The organism is Pseudomonas sp. BN414 (genome assembly GCF_029871275.1).
Taxonomy (GTDB): Bacteria; Pseudomonadota; Gammaproteobacteria; order Pseudomonadales; family Pseudomonadaceae; genus Metapseudomonas; species Metapseudomonas resinovorans_C.
Genome location: NZ_SSOL01000053.1, coordinates 27,000 through 48,703 on the forward strand (window position 1 = coordinate 27,000; position 21,704 = coordinate 48,703).

A 21,704-nucleotide genomic window follows, 5' to 3' on the forward strand; every position below is an offset into this window, starting at 1 on the left:
TTCTGGATTTGCGGAGGTCGGAGTTATGCAAGGCAATATTGCGATTCGGGATGTCTACAAGGGCTACGGATCATTCATCGCAATCGATCATGTATCCCTTGATGTGCATGCCGGTGAGTTTCTCACTCTGCTCGGTCCTTCGGGGTCGGGAAAGACCACGCTGCTCAATGTGTTGGCGGGATTCATTCGCCCTGACTCGGGGAGCATCAAGGTTGACGGAGTCGAGTTCCTCACTCGACCTCCGCACAAGCGCGACGTGGGCATGGTGTTCCAGAACTACGCGCTGTTCCCGCATATGACGGTGGCGGAAAACGTCGCCTACCCACTGCGCTTGCGCAAGGTGGGGGGCGCCGACCGGGCCAAGCGCGTCAAGGCGGCCCTGGAAATGGTGCAGATGGACCATCTTGGTGAGCGTGGAATCCACCAGTTGTCCGGTGGGCAGCGGCAGCGCGTGGCCCTGGCTAGGGCCATGGTGTTCGAGCCGAAAATCCTGCTGATGGATGAGCCGCTTTCAGCGCTGGACAAGAACCTGCGTGAACACATGCAGCTGGAGCTCAAACGGCTCCATGCGCGCTTGGGCATGACCACCATCTATGTCACCCACGACCAGAAGGAAGCGCTGACGCTTTCCCACCGTATTGCCGTACTGAACAAGGGGAAGCTGGCTCAACTGGATACGCCCGATGCGTTGTATGAGCGACCGACGGACCGCTTCGTCGCCGGGTTTATCGGTGAAAGCTGTTTCCTGGAAGTTGAGGAGGGCAGCGGTGGCGTATTACTGCAGGGGCGTCCGTTGAAACTGCCTCAGGGAACGGCCACTCGACACCCGCAGAAGCGCTTCCTGATGGTGCGACCGGAACGTCTGCAGTGGCAGGTCAGCGGTGACAGTCATGCGATGAACCGCATTCAAGGGACTGCCCGGGATGTGGTCTACCAGGGTGACAGCTACCACGTTGGCCTTGTTCTACCGGATGGCACGGAGCTGACTGCCCGACACCAAAAAGGATTCCGCGATGTTCCGGTACCCGTGCCGGGAGCACCGGTCGAGCTCTGGTTGCACGCTGAGGACACGCTGTTGGTGGCGGAGTCGGCATGACTTCCGATCACGATCATCCTCACGCGCTTCGACGAGGTCCGAAAATGAAGACGATAAGTTCCCTGCACATGCTGCAGGGCGCTGCAGGGCTCGATAGCCAAACTATGGCAATCACTCTTGCGCGCGCCGAGCGGAAGGAACGCTGGACATTGCTCTCGCTGACCCTCCCCGGTTTCCTATTGGTATTCGTGGTATTGGCCATTCCGCTGGCCTGGCTGTTCTGGCTGTCGGCCTTTGACAGCAGTGGCGCGCTGACCCTGGCGAACTACGAACGCTTGCTGCGGCCGGTCTACATGAGCAGCTTTGTCATCACCTTCAAGGTGGCGTTCTGCGTCACCTTGATCTGTGTGCTGCTTGGCTATCCGCTGGCCTATCTGCTGTCCCAGTTGCCTGAACGGGCCAGCCAGATCTGCATGGCCTTTGTCCTGCTGCCGTTCTGGACCTCGATCCTGGTCCGCACCTATGCCTGGCTGGTACTGCTGCAGCGCCAGGGCATCATCAACAACTGGCTGTTGGACTTGGGGCTGATCGACCAGCCACTGGCGCTGGTCCATAACTTCTTCGGAACGGTGGTGGGGATGGTGCACGTAATGTTGCCGTTCCTGGTGCTGCCGCTCTACGACAAGATGAAGAATATCGACCCGCTGCTGCTGTCGGCAGCTGCCAACTGCGGTGCCACGCCATCCCAGGCATTTCGCCAGGTGTTCCTGCCGCTGTCCCTGCCGGGGCTTGCCTCCGGCATTACCCTGGTGTTCGTGCTGTGTCTCGGCTTCTACCTGACGCCGGCACTGCTGGGCGGCGGCCGGGTGTCCATGTGGTCAATGAAGATCAGCGACACCATCGCCCTCTATGGCAACTGGGGCGCTGCCAGTGCGCTCGGCGTCGCACTGTTGGTGGTGACCGTACTCATCCTGCTGGGAATGAGAAGGGTGTTCGGTCTCAACGACTCGGGGAGGAAGGCCTGATGCTCAATTTCAATGAAGCGGTGACACCGACCCAGATCACCCACCTGCATCGCCTTTGGCTCTATTGCCTGGTGGGTCTGATCCTTCTGTTCCTGATCATTCCCTGCCTGATCGTCATCCCCATGTCGTTCTCGGCTTCGCAGTACCTGGAGTTCCCGCCGCGGGAGTGGAGCCTGCGCTGGTATGAAGCGTATCTCGGCTCGCCGGAGTGGATGACTGCGACCTGGGTGTCCTTCAAGGTGGCGATCATCTCTACCTTGGTCGCCACGGTGCTGGGGACTCTGGCTGCCTACGGGCTGTCTCAGGTGCGGGGTGGGCTGGCGAAACTGGCCAACGGACTGATGATGCTGCCCATGTTGGTGCCGATCATCCTGGTGGCGGTGGGCGTGTTCTTCGTCTATTCGCGCACTGGCCTGAACAACACCGTCACCGGGCTCGTACTGGCCCATAGCGTACTGGCGATTCCATTCGTACTGATCGCGGTAGGAAACGGCCTACAGGGATTCGACATGAACCAGGAGATGGCGGCTCGCAGCCTGGGAGCGTCCCGTACCTGGGCGTTCCTCACAGTGACCCTGCCGCAGATCCGCCTATCGATCTTCTCCGGCGCGCTCTTCGCTTTCATTGCGTCCTTCGACGAGGTGGTTATCGCGCTGTTCATCGTGGGCGGGGAGAGTTCGACCCTGACGCGTCGTATGTTCGCCAACATCCGCGACCAGATCGACCCGACTGTGGCGGCCGTCTCCACATTGATGATCGTGCTTTCGATCCTGCTGCTGGTGGTGATGCAGTACATCAAGGGGCTGGAAAAGCGGCGGCAACGCGCGTCGGCTCCTGTCTGATTGCGATTGGCTGGACTTTTGCGTGGCTTTGGCCACGCTTTTTTTTTTGCCCGTCGTTTTAGCGGCCGGCTCTGTATGTAACCACTATCGACTGGGGCTTCGACAAGGCGTGGGGGGAAGCGGATAGCGTCTCGTCTCCCCCGTGGGCAGTGGTCCTACCTTGTTGCAAACAATCGGTACCCATTCAGTGCTCCGCGGCTGGTGCGCGCCAATTTGAGTGTCGTGCCGCAAATGAGCGGCCTGTCATGCCCTCCCAAAGATTTCTCTGAAGCGGCGGTAGTCAGTGCATAGGACATTAAGCTCAAGGACGGCTGAACAGGCCAGCTACGGGGCGAGATAGCTCTATGCGTCGGGTATCACTTTTAATTGCTGGAGTCCTGCAAGCGGCAACCTGACCCTCAGCTACCGGTCGTCGTGCTCACGCCGAATGTTGCTGAGAAGAGGCCGGAACTGAAGAACGGAAGTCGTGGCGGGGGACGATTACAAATGGAATGAGTATCCGCAGAGTGCGAATCCTCGGCTTGTTCATGGTGGTTCGGGGCAATCGGTGGGTGCAAGAGGGAACCGCCATACCGCTGGCGTGGCGCGGCATGGCGGGGTACTGCAGGGGCGAGTGGATTACTCGAAGTAAATGGTCTTGGCGGAGTCGTAGGCGGGAGCGTCGAAGCTGATGAATAGGGCCGGTTGGCCGCCTTCGACGTAATACTTGTGGGGGACGTTCTGCGGGATGGACACGTAGTCGCCGGGCTTGAGCAGGCGCTCTTCCTTAGGAGTGACTACCCGTGCACTGCCTTTCAAGAGGATCAGCGAGTGGTCGGCGTCCGGGTGGCTGTGATTTTTCAGCTCGGAAAACATTTCCACCAGATTGACGCGCTTCTCCGCTGTCTTCACCAGGGTCCAGCCGCGGTCGCTGGGATCGTTCCAGTTGGTTGGACTGGCCATGATTGCCGCCTGAGTCTTGATGACAGGGGCAGCAGCCTTATCCGGGGTGGTCAGGTCACCGCGGTCGCTGCTCTGCATGCTGATGACCGGTACGTCGAAGCCGAGTAGCAGGGGCTTGGTCTCGCCGGCCGGGGCCATCTGGTAAGTCTGTCCCGCCGGAATGGCCACATAGTCCCCGACCCCGAGGGTTCTTCGCCCATCGGCGAAGGTGAAGTCCACCTTGCCTTCGAGGACGATCAACGTGCGCTCACCCTGAGCATGCCGCACGGCCGGAGCGGTTTCATCAAGGCGGACAATGCTGGTACGGGACAGGCTGGTTGTATGCATGTCCCAGATTTCCTGGCCGAGCAACGTTTCTCCTGGTGGTGTGCTCAGCAGGTCGCTGCGGTGGACCAGAAGCAACTTGTCTTCCGCCTGTGCTGCACTCGCGGACATCAGTAAACCGAACATCAGGCTCAGCGGTGTGGCTTTAGCTAGGGTACCGATCATGCTGCATCCTCTTTCTTGTTGGTGGGGTTGGACCTTTTATGTCAATAGGGGGTTAAGGCCGCTGCGAACGACGCGGCTATGCAGCTCGCGACCAAGTGCCGCTTCGCATTCGGCGGCAACTTCGAGCATGGCTTCGAGGTCAATTCCGGTCCGAACCCCCATGGATTCGAGCAGGTTGATCCAATCCTCAGTGCTCACATTGCCGGTATGCCCTCCGCCGTACTTGACCTTGGCCGGGTGTCCGCCCACACCGCCGAAGGCGCAGTCGTAGTAACGGACGCCGGCTTCCAGGGCCGCGACGTAATTCACCAGGCCGGTAGCGCGCGTATCGTGAAAGTGAGCGATGGGCGTGATGTTCGGGAACTCGGCAAGCACCTTGCCGAACAAGCTGCGGACGCTGTGGGGCGTCGCGACACCGGTCGTGTCGCCCAGGGTGACGAAGCTCACCCCGCGCTCGGCGAACGCCGCTACGTCCTGGAGCACACTGTTCTCATCGACCCTTCCTTCGAACGGGCAGCCGAACGCCACCGAGATGGTGCCGATCAACCGAAATCGACCATTGGCCGCGCGGGCCATCTGTTCAATGTTCTGCCACTGATCCTGACGACTGCGCTTGAGATTGCGCTGCGAATGGGACTCCGAGGCGGATACCAGCAGGCTGATCTCATTGGCACCAAAACCCGCGTCTAGGTCAGCCAGGGCTCGTTCCACGGCACGCACATTGGCGCAGGTCGCCTTGTAGAAGACATCCTGCTGGCGATGCAGACTCGCCAGCAGGTCGCTGGCGTCGGCGAATTGGGGGATAACGGCAGGGTTGGAATAGGACGTGGCTTCTACCCGGTTGAATCCGATGCTGGCGAAACGCTCCACCAGCTTGCGCTTGGTTTCGGTGGGCAGGAAATCGGGTTCATGCTGCAGGCCATCTCGAGCGAAGCACTCGCACAGGATCACGTCTTTCATGAGGGGCGTTCCAGGGTGGCGGGATGAAGTGGTTGACAATGTGAACAAAAACTACTGAGATATGGTTCACCTTGTCAACCTTATTCGGCCGCATTTGGAGGCCGAAACCGCTGCCAATGCGGAATCCGTTCGATTGGCGCCCCGTTCCCATTGCAGGAGGAGTGAGCGATGTACACCGATTTGATGTTTTACATAGACGGGGAATGGACTGCCGGTGAGGCGGATCGCACCTCGGCGGTCATCAATCCAGCTACGGGCGAGGAAATCGGCCAATTGCCGTTGGCTTCCAGGAAGGACCTCGATGCTGCCCTGGTTGCGGCTGCGAAGGGTTTCGAGAGCTGGTCAGTCACCTCGGCCTATGACCGCTCTGCCATTCTTCGCCGCGCTGCTGCGTTGGTTCGTGAGCGCCATGAACACATGGCGCGCTGCATGACCCTGGACCAGGGCAAGCCCATATCCGAGTCGACTCTCGAGGCCAAGAGCGCAGCCGACCATATCGAGTGGTACGCGGAGGAGGGGAGGCGCGCCTACGGGCGGATCGTGCCGTCGCGCAATCCTGCCGTGCGTCAATTGGTGGTTCGTGAGCCCGTCGGTCCAGTCGCTGCCTTCACCCCGTGGAACTTCCCGCTCAACCAGGCCGTGCGCAAGATTGCCGGCGCACTGGCGGCCGGTTGCAGCATCATCATCAAGGCGCCTGAAGAAGCCCCCGGCTCGGTGATCGAATTGGTCCGTTGCTTCCACGATGCGGGCGTGCCCAAGGGTGTCCTGAACCTGGTATTTGGTGTCCCGGCCGAGGTTTCTGACTACCTGGTCCGCTCTCCCATTATTCGGAAGGTGTCGTTTACTGGCTCCACTGCCGTAGGGCGAAAACTGGGTGCTCTTGCCGCAGAGCACCTGAAACTGACCACCATGGAGTTGGGCGGCCATGCGCCTTTCATCGTTTGTGAGGACGCTGACCTGGACGCGGCTGCCACATTGGCCTGTGGGCTCAAGTTCCGGAACGCCGGCCAAGTCTGCGCCTCGCCTTCGCGCTTTTACGTGCATGACGCGGTGTTCGAGCGCTTCTCTCGGAAATTTGCCGAACTCGCCAGCCAGCTCAAGGTGGGGGACGGCTTCGATCCGTCTACCCAGATGGGCCCCCTGGCCAATGCACGGCGCCTGGCCGCCATCCAGGAGCTAGTGGCCGATGCGTCTGACCTTGGCGCTGAGGTGGTGACCGGAGGTAAGCGGATAGGGCAAAAGGGCAACTTCTTCGAGCCCACCGTGCTGGCGGACATCCCTGCCGAGGCACGACTGCTTTGCGAGGAGCCCTTTGGACCAGTAGCCCCGCTGATGCGCTTCGACGACTTGGATACGGTGATCCGCCAGGCCAATAGCCTCGAATATGGCTTGGCAGCATTCGCCTTTACCGCGTCACTGAAGACCGCTACTGAGCTTGGCAATCGCCTGCAGAGTGGCATGGTTTCGATCAACCATTTCGGTCTGGCACTGCCGGAAACACCGTTCGGTGGAATCAAGGCGAGCGGGCACGGCAGTGAGGGCGGTACCGAAGGGCTGGATGCCTACTTGACTACGAAGTTCATCAGTCAGGTCGGCTGCTGACTGGCCGATGCAACGACCTGGGCTTGCTCAGGTCGTTTGTATTCCTGCTGCTCGTGGGTCGGGATGAATTCAGGCGAGAACGTCTGCTTCAGCCGAAAGCTGCCCTAGATTAATCGTTGATCTTTGCTCTAGGTGCGATGCCCATGCCCGAGGTTTTTGGCGGCGAAACTCGATCCAGTGAAAATTCGGCGCAGATTGGATAGGGACGTGTCGATGGTTCATCCCAGAATGAAGTAAACCTTACGGACATTCGTTAGGTTTTCCCACGTCCCGCTGAACCCGGAAGCAACTACGAAGGAGTCGCCAGCGCCGAATATGCGGCTTGCTCCAGTTGCATCAGTCAGGCGGACTGTGCCTTCCAGGATGTGGCACAGCTCGTCGTAGTCGCATGTGCAGCGCTCGAGGTGGGGACCCGCTTCCCAGATGCCCGCGACGGCCTTCTTGCCAGTCTCGACGAAGTGCCTCCAGGTGGAACTTTGGTAAGGGGCATCGACCAGAGCTGGGTCGCTGATCTCGCGCTCGATGGGTAGGAGCTCCGGGTTGCTGAAGGAAATGACGTGGCTGGGCAGAGTGTTGGACATGTTGGGGGCTCCGGATCAGGAATCGAAACCGATGCCAAAGGCATCGAAGGTCTTGAGCAGCAGGTCGCGATGGCCGTCGCGGTCCTCGCGTGCTAGCGAACGCTGGGCAAGCTTCACGCCGAGGTAGCGAAACGGCTCCGGGGGGAAGCGGAACGGCGCCCTGGAGGTCATGCGCAACTCGGTTCGCTCGGTGGGGTCGCCGGCCAGCAGGTCGAGCATGTTCAGCGCTGCGAAGCGACTGGCCGAAACGCCCTGCCCGGTGAAACCGAGGGCATAGGCCACGCGGCCCTGCATCTCGCAGCCGGTGAACAGGGTGGTGCGCGCTGAGGTGTCGATGATTCCGCCCCAGGCATGGCTGAAGCGCACTTCTCGCAATGCCGGGAAGGCCTCCTGAAACTGGAGGGCGAGCCGATTGAAGCTCTCGGGGCGCTGCGTAAGCGCTTCTTCACGGCGCCCGCCGAAGTGGTAGATCGCGTCGTAGCCGCCCCAAAGGATGCGGTTGTCGGCCGTCTTGCGCAGGTAGTGGAACTGATTACCGGCGTCGGCAACGCCGTGCCTATCTGTCCAGCCCACCGACGCCAGCTGCGCTTCGCTGAGCGGCTCGCTGACAAGGGTGTAGTCGTAGACGGGGATTACCGTGGACGCCAGGTGGCCGAGCAGTGGCGGTGCGATGTTGGTGGCGAGGGCTACCTGGCCGGCCAGAACTTCCCCGTGGGCGGTACGTAGGCACATCTGGTCATTACGCACGGTGAGGTCCAACACCGGGCTCTGTTCGAACAGTCGGATTCCCTGTTCCAGACAGACTCGGCGTAGTTCAGCGGCCAGCTTGGCTGGGTTCAACAGTGCATAGTTGGGCTCGAAGAGACCCGCACGATACAACGGCGAGTCGAGTCGCTGGGCCAGGTCGGCACCTTCCTGCCACTCGCAGTCGATGCCGAAACGCGCGTAGTTGCGCTGCATGGCGCGCAGGCCTTCGACCTGCCAGGGCTGGCTGGCGACATTGAGTTTGCCTCCCCGTTCGAACTCGGCCTGTAGGCCAAATCGCGTCAGGTCGGCGGCCAGCTCGTCGAGATTCTGCCGACCGAGGCGGATCAATCGTTCGGCTTCCATCGGCCAGCGCTTCAGAGCGTTGGAGACGCCATGGGATATGCTCGGCGCGCAGAAGCCGCCATTGCGTCCGCTGGCCTCGCCGCCGCAGTTGCGTGCCTCGACCAATACGATGCGTGCTTCGGGCCAGCGTTGACGGGCATGGAGCGCAGTCCACAAGCCAGTAAAGCCGCCGCCTACCACGGCCAGGTCGCACTGGAGGTCGGCTTCGAGCCTGGGGGCGACCGGCTGCGGCGCGACGGTGTCCTGCCAGAAGGGCCGCGGCTGAACCTGGTCGAGCGATGGATGAAGCAGGTGGGAATTCATGCAGGGACTCCGGCAGTATGTCGGCTGGAACTTGGTGCGTGATTGTTGTGCGAGCACTTTTTAACCGCGCTGACCGCGCCAGAGAATGCCCTGGAGCTCTTTGCGGGCACGCTCGGAATTGCAGGACCGACAGCGTCGGGAAGATGGGGATGAACGATGAATGTAGAGGCAGGCTGGAGCACTTGTCTGGGCACTGAGGCCTACCAGCCGGACCCGGAGAGTGCTGCGACTCATGCAGTGGTGATGAACTACCACCGGGCTTGGCGTAGCCGCGATATCGATGCGTTATTGGCGCTGCTCGATCCCCAGGTGGAGTACAACGATTTCTTCCAGGGACGCCAGATTCCCCTGGCGGAACTGAGGGACTATCTACTCAGCAGCATGCCCGCCGCCGATGATGAAACGCAGATCTATACCGATCGACTTCGGGTAGATGGCGACACGGCCTTCATCCAGTATCAGGTGACCTTGCGAGGCAGCCAGGGCCTGGCCTCATTCCGCGCCTGTGAGGCACTCCGGGTGCGTAACGGACGTGTCGTTCAAGTCGACGAGCATGCAACCCTGGTGCGCCAGATGAATGCCCTGTCCAAGGTCACGACCGCGCGCGGTCCGGTCAGCCGACTTGGGCTGTCGGCACGCCAGTTGGGGCAACTGGCAAAGGACCTCCAGCAGTATTTCGAGCAGCGTCAGCCCTATCTCAATGCGGACCTGGATATGTCCCAGGTGGCGACGGCTACCGGTTATACGCGAAACCAGATTTCGTTCTTTCTCAACCAAGTCCTTGGATGCAGTTTCTATCAGCACATCAATCGGCTGCGGCTGCACTGTCTACTAAGCCAACTGGCGGACGTCAGCAGTACCCAGCGCGTGGATGAGCTGGCGAAGGCTGCCGGGTTCCGCTCGCTGTCGACCTTCTACCGTTGCTTCCGAGAGGAGACCGGGTTGTCTCCGCGAGCCTATCTGGAGCGCCACGCCAAGGACTGAGTTCGTGCGGGCACGCACGCAGGCGCAGGGCGTCTGCCCGTTTCCCACCAACCTTATGCTGTGCTCCCCGAGCAGTTCCGCCCCATCGGTGCGGAGGCCTTACCAGGAGAACAGCATGAGTGAAACGCTTTATATCGATGGCGCCTGGCAGGCGCCGGTCGAGGGTCAATCCTTCGACGTGTACGACCCTGCCAGCGAGACCGTCATCCAGCAAGTGCCAGCGGCTACGCAGCCCGATGTCGACAAGGCCGTGCAGGCTGCGCGCCGCGCCTTCGATGAAGGAGCCTGGCCCCGCCTGAGCGGCGCGGAGCGAGCCGCTTACCTGCACGCTATGGCCGATGGCATGCGTGCACGTCGAGAGCAGTTGGCGCAGCTGGAGGTCATGGACAACGGCAAGCCCCTGCCGGAGGCGCAATGGGACATTGATGATGCGATTGGCTGCTTCGAGTACTACGCCGGCCTTGCCGAAGGGTTGGACGATGCGGGAGAAGCCATCGTGTTGCCTGATGAGCGTTTCCGTTGCCGCGTACTGCGCGAGCCAATTGGTGTGGCCGGTCAGATCATTCCCTGGAACTACCCCCTGCTGATGGCCGCCTGGAAGGTCGCCCCGGCGCTGGCCGCCGGCTGCACGACCGTTCTCAAACCATCGGAGCTGACGCCTCTTACGGCCTTGGAACTGGCGGCCATCGCCGATGCCGCGGAGCTGCCCGCTGGTGTGCTGAACGTGATCACTGGATTTGGCAGTGATGCCGGCGCTCCACTTTCGTCGCATCCCGGGGTGGACAAGCTTGCCTTCACCGGTAGCGTGCCCACCGGAAGGGCGATCATGCAGGCTGCCGCCCAGGACATAAAAAACGTCAGTCTGGAACTGGGCGGTAAATCGGCCTTCATCGTGTTCGACGACAGCGATGTCGAGGCTGCGGTGGAGTGGATTCTCTTCGGCATTTTCTGGAACCAGGGGCAAGTTTGCTCGGCGACCTCCCGCTTGCTGGTTCAAGATGGTCTGCATGATCGGTTGCTTGAGCGGCTGGTCGAGGAAGCTCGTCGCATCCGCATTGGCCATGGTCTTGAAAGCGGCACGCTGCTCGGTCCGTTGGTCAGCGGTGGACAGCACGAAAAGGTGTTGCAGGCCATCGCGCGCGGCCGCCAGGAGGGCGCGCTCCTCGTCAGTGGCGGCAGCCGGCCGGCGTATCTGGAGCGAGGGTGGTTCGTCGAGCCGACGATATTTGCCGACACGCCCCTGGACAGCTCACTGTGGTGCGAGGAGATCTTCGGGCCGGTACTGGCCGTGCGCCGCTTCTCCGACGAGGCCGAGGCTCTGCGCCTGGCTAACGCTAGTCGGTTCGGCCTGGCTGCGGCGGTGATGTCCGCCGATCTTGATCGATGTGAAAGGGTCAGTCGTGCGCTGCGCGCGGGTATCGTCTGGGTCAACTGTTCCCAGCCAACCTTCACCCAGGCGCCCTGGGGCGGCTACAAGCAGAGCGGCCTCGGTCGCGAGCTTGGGGTGTGGGGGTTGAACAACTACTTGGAGGTCAAGCAGGTGACCGAGTATCGCAGCCAGCAGCCCTGGGGTTGGTACTTGAAACCCTGATACCTGTGCAGCAACCGCCCGCTGCCGGCGAAGCCCGTCATGCGGGCTTTGCTATTCCATCATCCTGCAAGGTTCCGGTGGTGGCGCGGGGGGCGATTTCTCGAAGCCCCAGGTCTCCGTCATCGCCAAGCTTTCGGCCGCTTCGCGGCTCCTCCAATGGCATAATCCAGCGTCGCACGTTAGGCTCAGATCCTAGTGCTCGCTGCCTCGGGACATGGGTGACGGTTCATTTTCAGTTCTTGTCCTCTATCTGGCGGCCCCATCAACACCTGACCGAATTAGGACTATGAAGCCAGTGGCTCCTCCAGATACCGCCCCTGCCGCAGCTAGCGGAATGGATGACGCAAAACCCACCAAGACACGTAAGCCATCGAAGAAGACGATCAAGACCAAAGAGCAGATCATCGAAGGCGCCTTGGCTTGTCTCATTGAGGATGGCGTCGCCGGTACGACCACCCGGAAGATCGCCGCACAGGCGGACGTGCCCCTGGCGGCGCTGCACTATCACTTCTCCAGCAAGGAGAGCCTGCTGTCCGCCGTGCTCGAGTGGCTCACTGAAAAGCTGAAACACGCCATCAGCGCTGAAGCGGCCCCGTGCCGAAACCTCGCGGAGTGTATTGAGCGAGTGTTGCTGGCTGACTGGAAAATTGCTGAGCAGAACCGCGAGATCCAGACGGTCCAGTACGAGCTGACCTTGTTTGCATTACGCACCAAGGAGTCGGCGTGGCTGGCCAAGGGACAGTACGAAGATTACCTGCGTGCCCACGAGCAGGCCTTCAGCCAGTACATCGATACATCGGACCCGCAGGAAGTGGCGCGTATCCGCGAGTTGTCGCAGCTCGCGCTGACTGGCATCGATGGCATCATCCTGCTCGATCTCGCCGCGCCCGATGAGGCCCGTTCGCAGGCTGCAGTGCGCAACCTGATCAGCTCACTGCAAAAATCCTACGGCTGACCGGCAGGGGCGAACCCCTGCCGGCTGCTGTCACTCTGCGGCGCCCGCCAAGGCTAGGCCCATGGCTTGGTATTTCGCCGGGTGCGCTCTTTTCAGGTACATGGCGCAGGCCACTCCTGCGATACCTGTAATCAGCACCAGGTAGGGGAAGGAGCGGACCACCCAGGATTCGGAACCGCTCATCAAGGTCAGATTGTCGATCACCAGGGCAAGAAACACGGTGAGGCAGACCGCGCTGGCCGCGGGGGCGATCAGGCGTTGCCAGAGGCTGGTACCGCGTGCGTCCTTCCAGAAGAACCCAATCACTGCCAGGCAGGCCAGCACCTGCACGGCGATCATGCCGATGGTGGAGAGGGCGGCCATCCAGGAGTAGATGATCAGGTAGGGATCCTGCCCGAATCCGGCGAACGCCCCCATGCACAGCATGGCCGCGATGGACTGGACCCGGCCGGCAATGTAGGGAGACCTGTGAACGCCGTGGGTACGGGCGAGGCCGCTCCAGAGCAGTTGCTCGCGCCCCATGGCGAACAGGTAGCGGGTGATGGAGTTATGGAAGGAAAGGATCGCGGCGAACATGCTGGTGAGCACGAGGATGTTCATCAGGGCCGAGGCGCCGCTGCCCAGGAGTTCGCTGCAGATCTTCAGCCACAAGTTGCCCGGATCCCGCGTTGCCATCTCCATTGCGCCTTCGACCCCGTAAGCCTGGATGATTGCCCAAGCGGAAAAGGCATAGAACAGCATGATGCCGCTGACCGCGACGTAGGTGGCGCGCGGAATCGTGCGCACCGGGTCCCGGGCTTCCTCGGAAAAGATCGCGGTGGCCTCGAACCCGAGGAAGGCGCAGATCGCGAAGATCAGGCCGATGCCGAGTCCGGGGGACAGAACTTGCGAGGGGGAGAATGGAGCGGCGGTGAAGCCGTTCCCATTGCCATTGGAGAGGATGATCGCGATATCGATCGCCAGGACGATGGCGGTTTCGCCGATCAGCAGGGCCGCCAGCAGCTTGCCGCTAAAGTCGATATCGCGGGAGCCGCAGAAGTGCACGACGCAGATGGTCCCGGCGACCAGGGCGAACCAGGGGATCTCGATTCCCCAATGGCTCTTCAGCGCATCGCTCAGGAAGTAACCGAAGCCGCCATACAGCGCGAACTGCACTGCGTTGTACGCAAGTAGTGCCATGAAGGCGGAACCGGCACCACACAGTGGATTGAGTCCACGGGTCACGAAGGTATAGAAAGCACCTGCGTTGCCGATATGTCGGCTCATCGCACAGTAGCCGACGGCGAACAGCAGGTAGAGGAGGCCGGCGATCAGGAACAGGGAAGGTATACCGACGCCTCCTCCCATGGTTATCGCCAACGGCACACTACCCACCACCACGGTTAACGGCGCTGCCGCCGCAACCACGAAGAAAACGATACCTGCCACGCCAATCGCGTTCTTGCGTAAGCCTGATTGCTGCACACCGGACATCTTTTGGCTCCCGATAGTTGTTCTTTTTAGGACGAAAAGCGGTTTGGCATTCGAATGATTGCAGGCCGATTTTTCGGCCAGTGTTCATTGTTCTTGTTAGTCGGTCGTGCGACCAAATTTATGTGCGAAGACAGTTCACGTCAATGCACCTCGTACCGTTGAACATCGGATCAACGAGTGGCGATGACCCCTCGGGGTGCACCGCCGAGCATCGAGTCGTGGACTTACAGGCCGTAGGTCTCCTGGGCTCGCTCGCGGCTGAGTTTGCCTTCGGCGATATCCCGTTCGATGGCCTGGTTGTCACGCTCCTGTGGGCTACCCCAACCGCCGCCACCGGCGGTGGTGGTGATCAGGCGGTCGCCAGCCTGAACGATCAGGCGTTCCTTGGTAATGGTCTGGCTCCGGCCATCTGCCCGGATCAGCGTCAACGATGCCGGCTGACCGGCTTGGCCACCCTCGGCTCCCCAGGGGGCGAAGGAGGCGACGGTCTGCTCGCTGTAGAACACCACATCGCAGGTATCGAGGAACTCGTACTCGCGCCGGATACCCAGGCCACCACGATGCCGGCCGTTGCCGGCGGAATCTTCGGCCAGCTCCGTGCGCAGGATGCGAATGGGGTACTGACGTTCGCAGATTTCCATCGGCAGCATGGCGACGTTCCCCAGGTAGGGATCGACGGCGCTCACGCCATCACCGCGCGCGTGGCCACCCATGCCGCCGCCGAGGTCGTCCGCCATCACCACCATGCGGCCGTTACGCGGGTGCCTGCATTCCGCGGCCAGGCTGGAGAAGCCAACAAAGGAACCGCCGACCTGGAACTCCGGCTTAATGGAGCTGAGCGCGCGCACCAGCGTGTCAGTGATGCGCTGTGCCGCCAGGTGACGCAAGCTGACGGCTGCAGGGAAGGCAGGATTCACTGCAGAGCCTGGCGGCAGGATGATGTCCAGCGGCCGCAGGCAACCGCCGGTCTGGTCACCGTCCGGATCAAAGGCCGATTTGATGGCAAAGATTACCGCGGCGATGGTCGCCGTGCGCGAGCAGTTCATCCCGCCGGCCATTTGCGTGGCCGTACCGCTGAAGTCGACGGTGATCTGGTCACCCTGCAGGCGCAGGCTTACCTCGATCCGTACGGGCTGATCATCGATACCGTCGTTATCCAGGTATCCCACCGCATGGCCAGTGCTGTCAGGCGTCGAGCGCAGCAGCGAGCGCATCCGCCGTTCCCCCTGATCCAGGCGTTCAGCCATGACCGCTACCAGCAGGTCGGGCGAGTACTTCGCCAGGAGGTCCTGCATACGCCGAACGCCCAGCTTGATGGCGGCCATCTGCGCGCGCAGATCACCGAGGCTGGAATCTGCGTCTCGGGTGTTATTCGCGAAGTAGGCGAGCAGCGCGTGATTCTCGTTGTCAGAGTCGACCAGCCTGACCCAGGGGAAACGCAATCCCTCTTCATAGACCGAGCGGTTGGCGAAACCCTCGGTACCCGGGTTGGTACCACCAATGTCGGTGTGGTGCGCCAGGTTGCCCACCCAAGCCACCAGACGATCGCCGCTGAACACCGGGGCGAAGAGGTGGATGTCGGGCGTATGCGTGCAGCCGCGATAAGGGTCGTTGCCGATAAAAATATCCCCCGGGCGGATGGTCTCGGCGGGGTGATCCTGGAGGAGCATCGGCAGGGCGACACTCATCGAGCCCAGTAGGGCAGGAATCTGCGCATCCTCGGCAACCGATTCACCTGCGACGGTGAACAGGGCACAGGCGTAGTCGAGCATCTCGCGAATGATCGGCGAATGTGCACTGCGTCGTAGCGAGTCGCCCATTTCTCCGGCCACGGCCTTGAGCGCACTGCCAACGACGGCAACGGTGATGGCGTCAGTCATTGTTGGATCTCCGAGATGATGAGGCAGCCGGTGGCCGCTACCTGGCCGGTGAAGCCGGGGTTGATGACAGTCGTGGTGTCGAACTGCTCGACAATCGCCGGGCCGTGGAAGAGCTCGCCGACCCTCAGGTCAGAACGCCAGTACACGGGGGTTTCGACGTAGCCTTCGGTCTCGGCGAACCATACTGGTCGCGCGCCCAGAGCTCTGGCAGGTTGGGGCGACGGCTGCGCTTCGCCCTGGTTGGCAAAGGCGCCTCTGCCGGTCAGGCGCGCGGCGACAATTTCCACTTCAGCGCTTGGTGCGCTATGGCCGTAGATCCGCTCATGCAGCGAGTGGAATCGATCGATCACCCGCGGAATTTCCTGGCCACGCTCGATCGGCACGGTCACTGCGTACTCCTGGCCGGCATAGCGCATGTCCAGCGCATGCTCGAAGGAACATTGGTCCTGTTGCATGCCATCCTCCAGCAGCAGGCGGAGCATGTCGCGCTCGAGGCTGCTCTGGACCTTGCCCAGCTCTTCGCTTTTCAGCGTTGCCGCATCCCGCAGCATAGGGGCGGTCACATCGTGGCGCAGATTCGCGGCGAGCAGTCCGCCGGCACTGAGCAGGCCGGGGAAGGGCGGAATGACCACGGTGGGAATGCTGAGGTCGCGTGCCAGCCCAACCACGCTGAATCCGCCTGCGCCCCCGGCGGCAACCAGGGCGAATTCGCGCAGGTCATCACCGTTGCGCGCGGCCGAGCGCAGGATCGCGCTGGCCATATTGGCCTCCATCAGGGAGATGATGCCCAAAGCCGTTTCCTCGACGCCAAGTCCGAGCTTGCTGGCAAGTCCAGCGATGGCTTGACGCGCGGCTTCGATATCCAGGGCCATGCTGCCGCCCAGCAGGCCGGCTGGATTCAGGCGGCCAAGCAGTGCTTGGGCATCGGTCACGGTGGGTTCGCTCCCGCCTTTGCGGAAACATGCCGGACCAGGAACGGCACCGGCGCTTCGCGGGCCCACTTGCAGCGCGCCGCCCTGGTCGATCCAGGCGATGCTGCCGCCGCCGGCGCCGATGGTTTCAATCTCGAGGTTGGGAACCGTGATCGGAATGCCGTTGGGCAGACGCATCTGCTGATGCACGCGCGGCTTGCCTTCCACGACGATGCCGATGTCTGCACTGGTACCGCCGACATCCAGCGTGACCAGGGACGTGAAGCCGGCGGCCGAGCAGATCTTCTCACCGCCGATGACACCGCCGGCCGGACCGGAAAGCACCAGGTGATGGGCTTTCTCGCCCACCGATCGTGCGGCAGTGCCGACGCCGCCATTGCTTTGCATGATGTACAGCGGGCAGTTGAATCCGTTCCCCTGGAGCGCTGTTTCCAGGCGCTGAATATAGGGATCCAGCGTGGGGGCGAGCGCTGCATTCACTGCCGTAGTTGCGAACCTGGGGTACTCGCGCGCCTCTCGGGAAATCATCGACGAGCACATCACATTAATCCCGGGGGCCACTTGGCGGATGACCGCCGCGATGGCCTGTTCATGCGCGGGGTTCTCGAAGGAGAAGAGTCCGGTCACGGCAATGGATTCGACACCTTTCTCAACGAGAGCGCGAACTGCGCGTTCGACCTCGACGAGATCGACGGGCTCGATTTCACTGCCGTCCGCAGCTAGGCGCCCAGCCACTTCGATGCGCAGATCCCGGGTGATCAGCGATGGTTTTGCGGGGTGGAGGAGGTCGTAGAGGCGTTCGCGCTGCTGCGTTCCGATCTCGATGACATCTCGACAGCCGCGCGTGGCGATCAGCCCGGTCGAGGCATAGTTGCCTTCGATCACCACGTTGGTCGCGACGGTCGTGCCGTGCACGATGGCGTCGATTTGCGACGGGGAAAGGCCAGCCTTGGTGGCGAGGCTCAGCACGCCCTGGACAATCGCCTTATCCGGGGATTCGGGGCAGGACGGTACCTTCTCGACCATCACCACGCCGGCTATGTCGTCGATAAGCAAGCAGTCTGTGAAGGTGCCGCCGGTATCCACTCCAATTCTTCGCATTGTCGTCTCCGCTTGTTGGATTAATTAGTCGGTCGAACGACCAAAAAAATACGACAACAAGACGACTGCTGCAATGGGTTTTTAATTCGGGATGGCTAGACCAGACGAGCTGCTCTGCTTCTGTACGAAAGGTGGCGATGGGCGAGAGAGGGAAATCGTGGGGAGGGCTTCGGCCACTGGCGAAGGCCTATCCATCGCAAGAGGGGCAGATTGTGGGCTGCTAGGTCATGTAGGTAGCCAGGGTGTTGATGGCTTCCTCTCTACGTCTAAGGAGGACAATGGTGAATTTGCCACTGGCAGCAATCGGCCGAGGCTGTGTAAAAACACCGGCTCAATTTTGAGGATCGCGTCGCTACGCGAATTCTGGAGAAATTTTCGCATTGGCCTTGTGTGGATTTAGCGAGGCATCGTCAGATTTGGTCATTGATTGATCAGTTCATGATGCCCAAAACGTACACAGCCTGGGCCAAAACCGGACGGTACGGGCTGCACCGCAGTTAGTTTTAACCAGTAGAGTCGCTCTTTCCCTACAGTGCAGCGCGTAGTGATTGAGTGCCGAGCCCTCCATGGCGGCGATTCAAGAGTTGTGAGTCGCGAGTTACCAGATTTTCAGCGTGTAATCGATGTTGATTCTGGTCTCGTTGTCACTTCGGAAAGTCGAGGCGGCAGTCTGCTCATTGCGGTAGGTCGCGTGGCGTAAGCGTAGAGCTAGTCCTTTTGCAGGCCCAGACTGAATGACGTAGGCCAGTTCCAGATCCTTGGAGGACTCGGTGAGGTTGCTTCCCCCCAGTTTCGGCAAGTCGATGTTGCTGCCTCGGAGATAGCGGGCCATGCCGGTCAGGCCCGGGATTCCGACGGCAGCGAAGTCGTAGTCATAGCGGGCGACCCAGGTCCGTTCCTTGGGGTTGACGAAGTCGGCGCTCATGGTGCCGTCGCTGAGGACCGCGGGCTCGCCACCGGCGAGGTACGCCATGGCGGTATCCCCGGTCTGGTGCATGTACCCCGCGCCCATGGTATGTGCACCCAGTTGGTAGCTGAACATGGCGCCGGCGTTCAGGTTATCCACCTTGCCGGCCTCCGCGCGGCCGTTTTCCCGGCTGTTGAAGACCCTTATGTCGGTCTTCAGCTTCCCCGCTCCCAGCGGTACCACGTGAATGGCTCCCGCGAAGTCCTGGCTGTAGATGTCCTTCAGTTCTGCATGGTAGTAGCGCAACGTCAGGGCATCGGACCAGCGATAGTCGCCACCCGCGAAGTCAAATCGCTCGGAATTGGCGCCCGCCTTGAACCGTCCATTGGGAGAGGCCAGAGATATGGGTTGATAGTTGGTGGAGTCACGCAGGTTTACGCGGTCCATTCGACCCACGTGCAGGCTCAGGCGATCTATGTCCTCGGATAGACCATAGGCACCTCGATAGGACTGGGGTAGCAGTCGAGCTGGACTCGCCGTGATGACCGGCAGCGCAGGAAAGTGGGTGCCCACCGATAGGCGCGTCTTCGAGACCTTTGCCTTCAGCGTCGCACCCAGTTCCGAGTAGTCATCCTTGGCCTCGCGGGTCTGCGGGTCGAGGGGCAGCAGCTGGGTGCCGGCACGGTCCGGCGAGGAGTCCAGCTTGATGCCCAGCATGCCGGTGAGGTCCAGGCCGAAGCCCATGGTTCCCTCGGTGAAGCCGGAGTTGGCCCGCAGGATGAAGCCCTGGGCCCACTCGCGCGCCGCCGGGTAGGGAGTGGCGCCCTTGTAGTCCCGGTCCAGGTAGAAGTTGCGGGCGGTGAGGGTAAGGCTGCCGTCGTCGACGAAACCCGCGAAAGCGTTGGCTGAGGCGAAAGCTACCGCTACGCCCAGGGCATCGAGCCCCAGGCGTCTGGATGGAATGTTCATGGGTCTGTCCTGTTCTTGTTGTAGGCGGGTGTCGACTCAGGCGCTGGTGGCGGAGCGGAGCTGCAGGGCCCTTCGGGGCTTCAGCTTCCAGATCACCAACGCTGCCAGGGCGAATGCCAGCGCGAACAGGAAGTACAGGTCGGCGGGTTGCCACTGCGCATCGATCAGGCGTCCGGCCACGAGGGGCGACAGGATGGCGCCCATGCGGCCTATGCCGATTCCCCAGCCGAGGCCAGTCACCCGTTGCGCTGCGTCATAGATGGACGGGGTGAGCGCATAGAGGCCGGCGACGCAGCCGTTGACGAACACACCGATCAGCAGCACCACGGCGAAGGCGAGGTCCAGGTTGTGGGTGAACTGCACGAACGCGGCTAACAGGACGGCGTTCACCAGCAGGTAGATCATCAGCACGCGAGGGAGGCGGAAGCGTGCGGCCAGGAGCCCCACCAGGGCCGTGCCGAAGATGCCGCCGACGTTGAGCAGCACGCCGCCGGTGATGCCCTGCTGGTTCGACAGGCCGGCCGCGACCAGCAGGCGAGGCGTCCAGCTCATCACGAAGTAGAAGCCAAACATCACCAGGAAGAACGCCGCCCAGATCAACAGCGTGGAGCGCAGGAGCTGCGGGGAGAACAGCTCGGCGAAGCTTTCCTTGAGGGGCTTGCGCGAGGCCTCCTGGGTGGCGGGCAGTTGCGTCACTGGAGCGAGCCCCACACGCTTCAGCAACCGGTTGATGCGTTCCAGCGCACCTGCTGGCTGGCGGGACACTAGGAAGGCCAGGGACTCCGGCAGCCACAGCGCGAGCAACGGGAGGGTCAGGAGCGTCACGATGCCGCCGTAGAAGAAGACCGAACGCCAGCCCAGCGTGGGGATGATCTGCGCCGCGATGATGCCGCCCACGGTCGCGCCCAGGGCATAGGCGGTGGATTGCAGGCTGATTGCGAGGCCCCGCCATTTGCTGTTGGCGTACTCGCCGGCGATGACGTAGCTGCTAGCCAGGATTCCACCGATGCCGAGGCCGGTGATCAGGCGCAGGGCCGCCAGCATCTCCGGCGAGGTTGCCCGGGACGACGCCAGCATGCCCAGTCCGGCAATGCTCACGCACGCCAGGATCAGCGGGCGGCGGCCGAAGCGGTCGGCCCAGGGCGCGATGAACAGTGAACCGATCGCCATGCCCACGAGTCCCGCACTCAGCAGATAGCCGAGCTGGGTGCCGCTCAGGCCCCAGTCGGCGCCCACCGATGCGGCAGTGAAGGCCATCACCAGCACGTCGAAGCCGTCGAGCATGTTGATCAGGAAGCAGAGCGCGACGACGCCCCATTGAAACCCGGCCATGGGTTTTTCATCCATCTGTTGCCCAATCGTCTGGCTCATGTGATCAGGCTCCCTGGTACTGGAAGGGAAGGGGATTCAAACGACGGGCAGCCGAAACCGCCCCACAACGGAGGGAGAGCAGGATGTACATGTCGATACCTTCTTGTTGTTGTCAGTCGTGCATGCAAGGGGACTCGGACCTGGCCAGCAGGTCCGAGGGATGGGCCGGTTCGGGGCGGGTGACCTGTCCGAATCGGCCCGGTTCAGCGGTCAGGCCGCGCTGAAGGTCTTGTGCGGGTCGATGACGAATTTCTTCGGTACGCCGGCATCGAACTCGCCGTAGCCGCGCGGCGCGTCGTCCAGGCTGATGACCTGCACGCCCACCACTTCGGCGATGTTGATGCGGTCCCACATGATCGCTTGCATGAGCGCGCGGTTGTACTTCATCACCGGGGTCTGGCCGGTGTGGAAGCTGTGGGATTTCGCCCAGCCGAGGCCGAAGCGAATGCTCAGGGCGCCGATCTTGGCGGCGGCATCCACCGCACCCGGGTCTTCGGTCACGTAGAGGCCGGGGATACCGATCTTGCCGGCCACGCGGGTGACCTGCATCAGCGAGTTGAGCACGGTAGCCGGGGCTTCGTGCTTGGCGCCTTCATGGCCGTGGCCGCGAGCTTCAAAGCCCACCGCATCCACTGCGCAATCCACTTCCGG

The 21,704-nt window shown here is 61.9% G+C and carries 16 protein-coding genes and 1 pseudogene; 7 read left to right on the forward strand and 10 right to left on the reverse strand.

The features are described from left to right. Positions 1-25 precede the first annotated feature (25 nt). The 3 genes from E8E95_RS10490 (at position 26) to E8E95_RS10500 (ending at position 2,903) form a co-directional block, all read left to right on the forward strand. Positions 26-1,096, forward strand: coding sequence for an ABC transporter ATP-binding protein (locus E8E95_RS10490; protein WP_280349781.1), 1,071 nt, complete (start codon positions 26-28; stop codon positions 1,094-1,096). Positions 1,097-1,200: 104 nt separating this feature from the next. Continuing rightward, positions 1,201-2,061, forward strand: a complete 861-nt coding sequence (locus E8E95_RS10495; protein WP_280349782.1) for an ABC transporter permease — start codon at positions 1,201-1,203, stop codon at positions 2,059-2,061. After that, positions 2,061-2,903, forward strand: a complete 843-nt coding sequence (locus E8E95_RS10500) for an ABC transporter permease (RefSeq protein WP_280349783.1) — start codon at positions 2,061-2,063, stop codon at positions 2,901-2,903. Before E8E95_RS10495 ends, E8E95_RS10500 begins: the two co-directional genes overlap by 1 nt. Positions 2,904-3,521: 618 nt before the next feature. Here the strand turns inward: E8E95_RS10500 and E8E95_RS10505 are convergent. Then, on the reverse strand, positions 3,522-4,334 hold the full coding sequence (locus tag E8E95_RS10505; protein WP_280349784.1) for a cupin domain-containing protein: 813 nt from the start codon (positions 4,332-4,334) through the stop codon (positions 3,522-3,524). A 36-nt stretch (positions 4,335-4,370) separates the two neighbouring features. Further along, the gene (locus tag E8E95_RS10510; protein ID WP_280349785.1) at positions 4,371-5,294 is read right to left on the reverse strand and encodes a hydroxymethylglutaryl-CoA lyase; all 924 of its coding nucleotides are present in this window, start codon (positions 5,292-5,294) and stop codon (positions 4,371-4,373) included. Positions 5,295-5,462: 168 nt separating this feature from the next. Here E8E95_RS10510 and E8E95_RS10515 point away from each other — a divergent pair, with 168 nt between their 5' ends. After that, positions 5,463-6,896 (forward strand): NAD-dependent succinate-semialdehyde dehydrogenase, encoded by a 1,434-nt coding sequence (locus tag E8E95_RS10515; protein WP_280349786.1) that lies wholly within the window; start codon positions 5,463-5,465, stop codon positions 6,894-6,896. A gap of 218 nt (positions 6,897-7,114) precedes the next feature. Here the strand turns inward: E8E95_RS10515 and E8E95_RS10520 are convergent, their stop codons facing one another. Beyond that, on the reverse strand, positions 7,115-7,477 hold the full coding sequence (locus tag E8E95_RS10520) for a cupin domain-containing protein (protein ID WP_280349787.1): 363 nt from the start codon (positions 7,475-7,477) through the stop codon (positions 7,115-7,117). Between the two features lie 15 nt (positions 7,478-7,492). After that, positions 7,493-8,890 carry an FAD-dependent oxidoreductase gene (locus E8E95_RS10525; RefSeq protein WP_280349788.1) on the reverse strand — a complete coding sequence of 466 codons (1,398 nt, stop codon included), beginning with the start codon at positions 8,888-8,890 and terminating at the stop codon, positions 7,493-7,495. Between the two features lie 156 nt (positions 8,891-9,046). Here E8E95_RS10525 and E8E95_RS10530 point away from each other — a divergent pair, with 156 nt between their 5' ends. The 3 genes from E8E95_RS10530 (at position 9,047) to E8E95_RS10540 (ending at position 12,420) form a co-directional block, all read left to right on the forward strand. Then, a complete protein-coding gene (locus E8E95_RS10530) occupies positions 9,047-9,874 on the forward strand; it encodes a nuclear transport factor 2 family protein (RefSeq protein ID WP_280349789.1) in 828 nt (275 codons plus the stop codon). A gap of 115 nt (positions 9,875-9,989) precedes the next feature. Beyond that, complete coding sequence (locus tag E8E95_RS10535; RefSeq protein ID WP_280349790.1) at positions 9,990-11,465, forward strand: aldehyde dehydrogenase family protein; 1,476 nt, start codon at positions 9,990-9,992, stop codon at positions 11,463-11,465. A 334-nt stretch (positions 11,466-11,799) separates the two neighbouring features. After that, positions 11,800-12,420, forward strand: coding sequence for a TetR/AcrR family transcriptional regulator (locus E8E95_RS10540; protein ID WP_280349791.1), 621 nt, complete (start codon positions 11,800-11,802; stop codon positions 12,418-12,420). 30 nt (positions 12,421-12,450) lie between these two features. Here E8E95_RS10540 and E8E95_RS10545 read toward each other — a convergent pair whose 3' ends face one another. The 6 genes and pseudogenes from E8E95_RS10545 to E8E95_RS10570 form a co-directional block, all read right to left on the reverse strand. Continuing rightward, positions 12,451-13,893, reverse strand: coding sequence for an APC family permease (locus E8E95_RS10545; RefSeq protein ID WP_280349792.1), 1,443 nt, complete (start codon positions 13,891-13,893; stop codon positions 12,451-12,453). 224 nt (positions 13,894-14,117) lie between these two features. After that, complete coding sequence (locus tag E8E95_RS10550; RefSeq protein WP_280349793.1) at positions 14,118-15,773, reverse strand: hydantoinase B/oxoprolinase family protein; 1,656 nt, start codon at positions 15,771-15,773, stop codon at positions 14,118-14,120. Next, positions 15,770-17,791, reverse strand: coding sequence for a hydantoinase/oxoprolinase family protein (locus tag E8E95_RS10555; protein WP_280349794.1), 2,022 nt, complete (start codon positions 17,789-17,791; stop codon positions 15,770-15,772). The genes E8E95_RS10550 and E8E95_RS10555 overlap by 4 nt, the downstream gene beginning before the upstream one ends. A gap of 613 nt (positions 17,792-18,404) precedes the next feature. Beyond that, entirely contained in the window at positions 18,405-19,682 is a 1,278-nt protein-coding gene (locus E8E95_RS10560) for an OprD family porin (RefSeq protein ID WP_280349795.1), read from the reverse strand. A 36-nt stretch (positions 19,683-19,718) separates the two neighbouring features. Continuing rightward, positions 19,719-21,053 carry an MFS transporter gene (locus tag E8E95_RS10565; protein ID WP_280349796.1) on the reverse strand — a complete coding sequence of 445 codons (1,335 nt, stop codon included), beginning with the start codon at positions 21,051-21,053 and terminating at the stop codon, positions 19,719-19,721. 210 nt (positions 21,054-21,263) lie between these two features. Further along, positions 21,264-21,704, reverse strand: a pseudogene (locus E8E95_RS10570) (formaldehyde dehydrogenase, glutathione-independent); the annotation flags it as partial.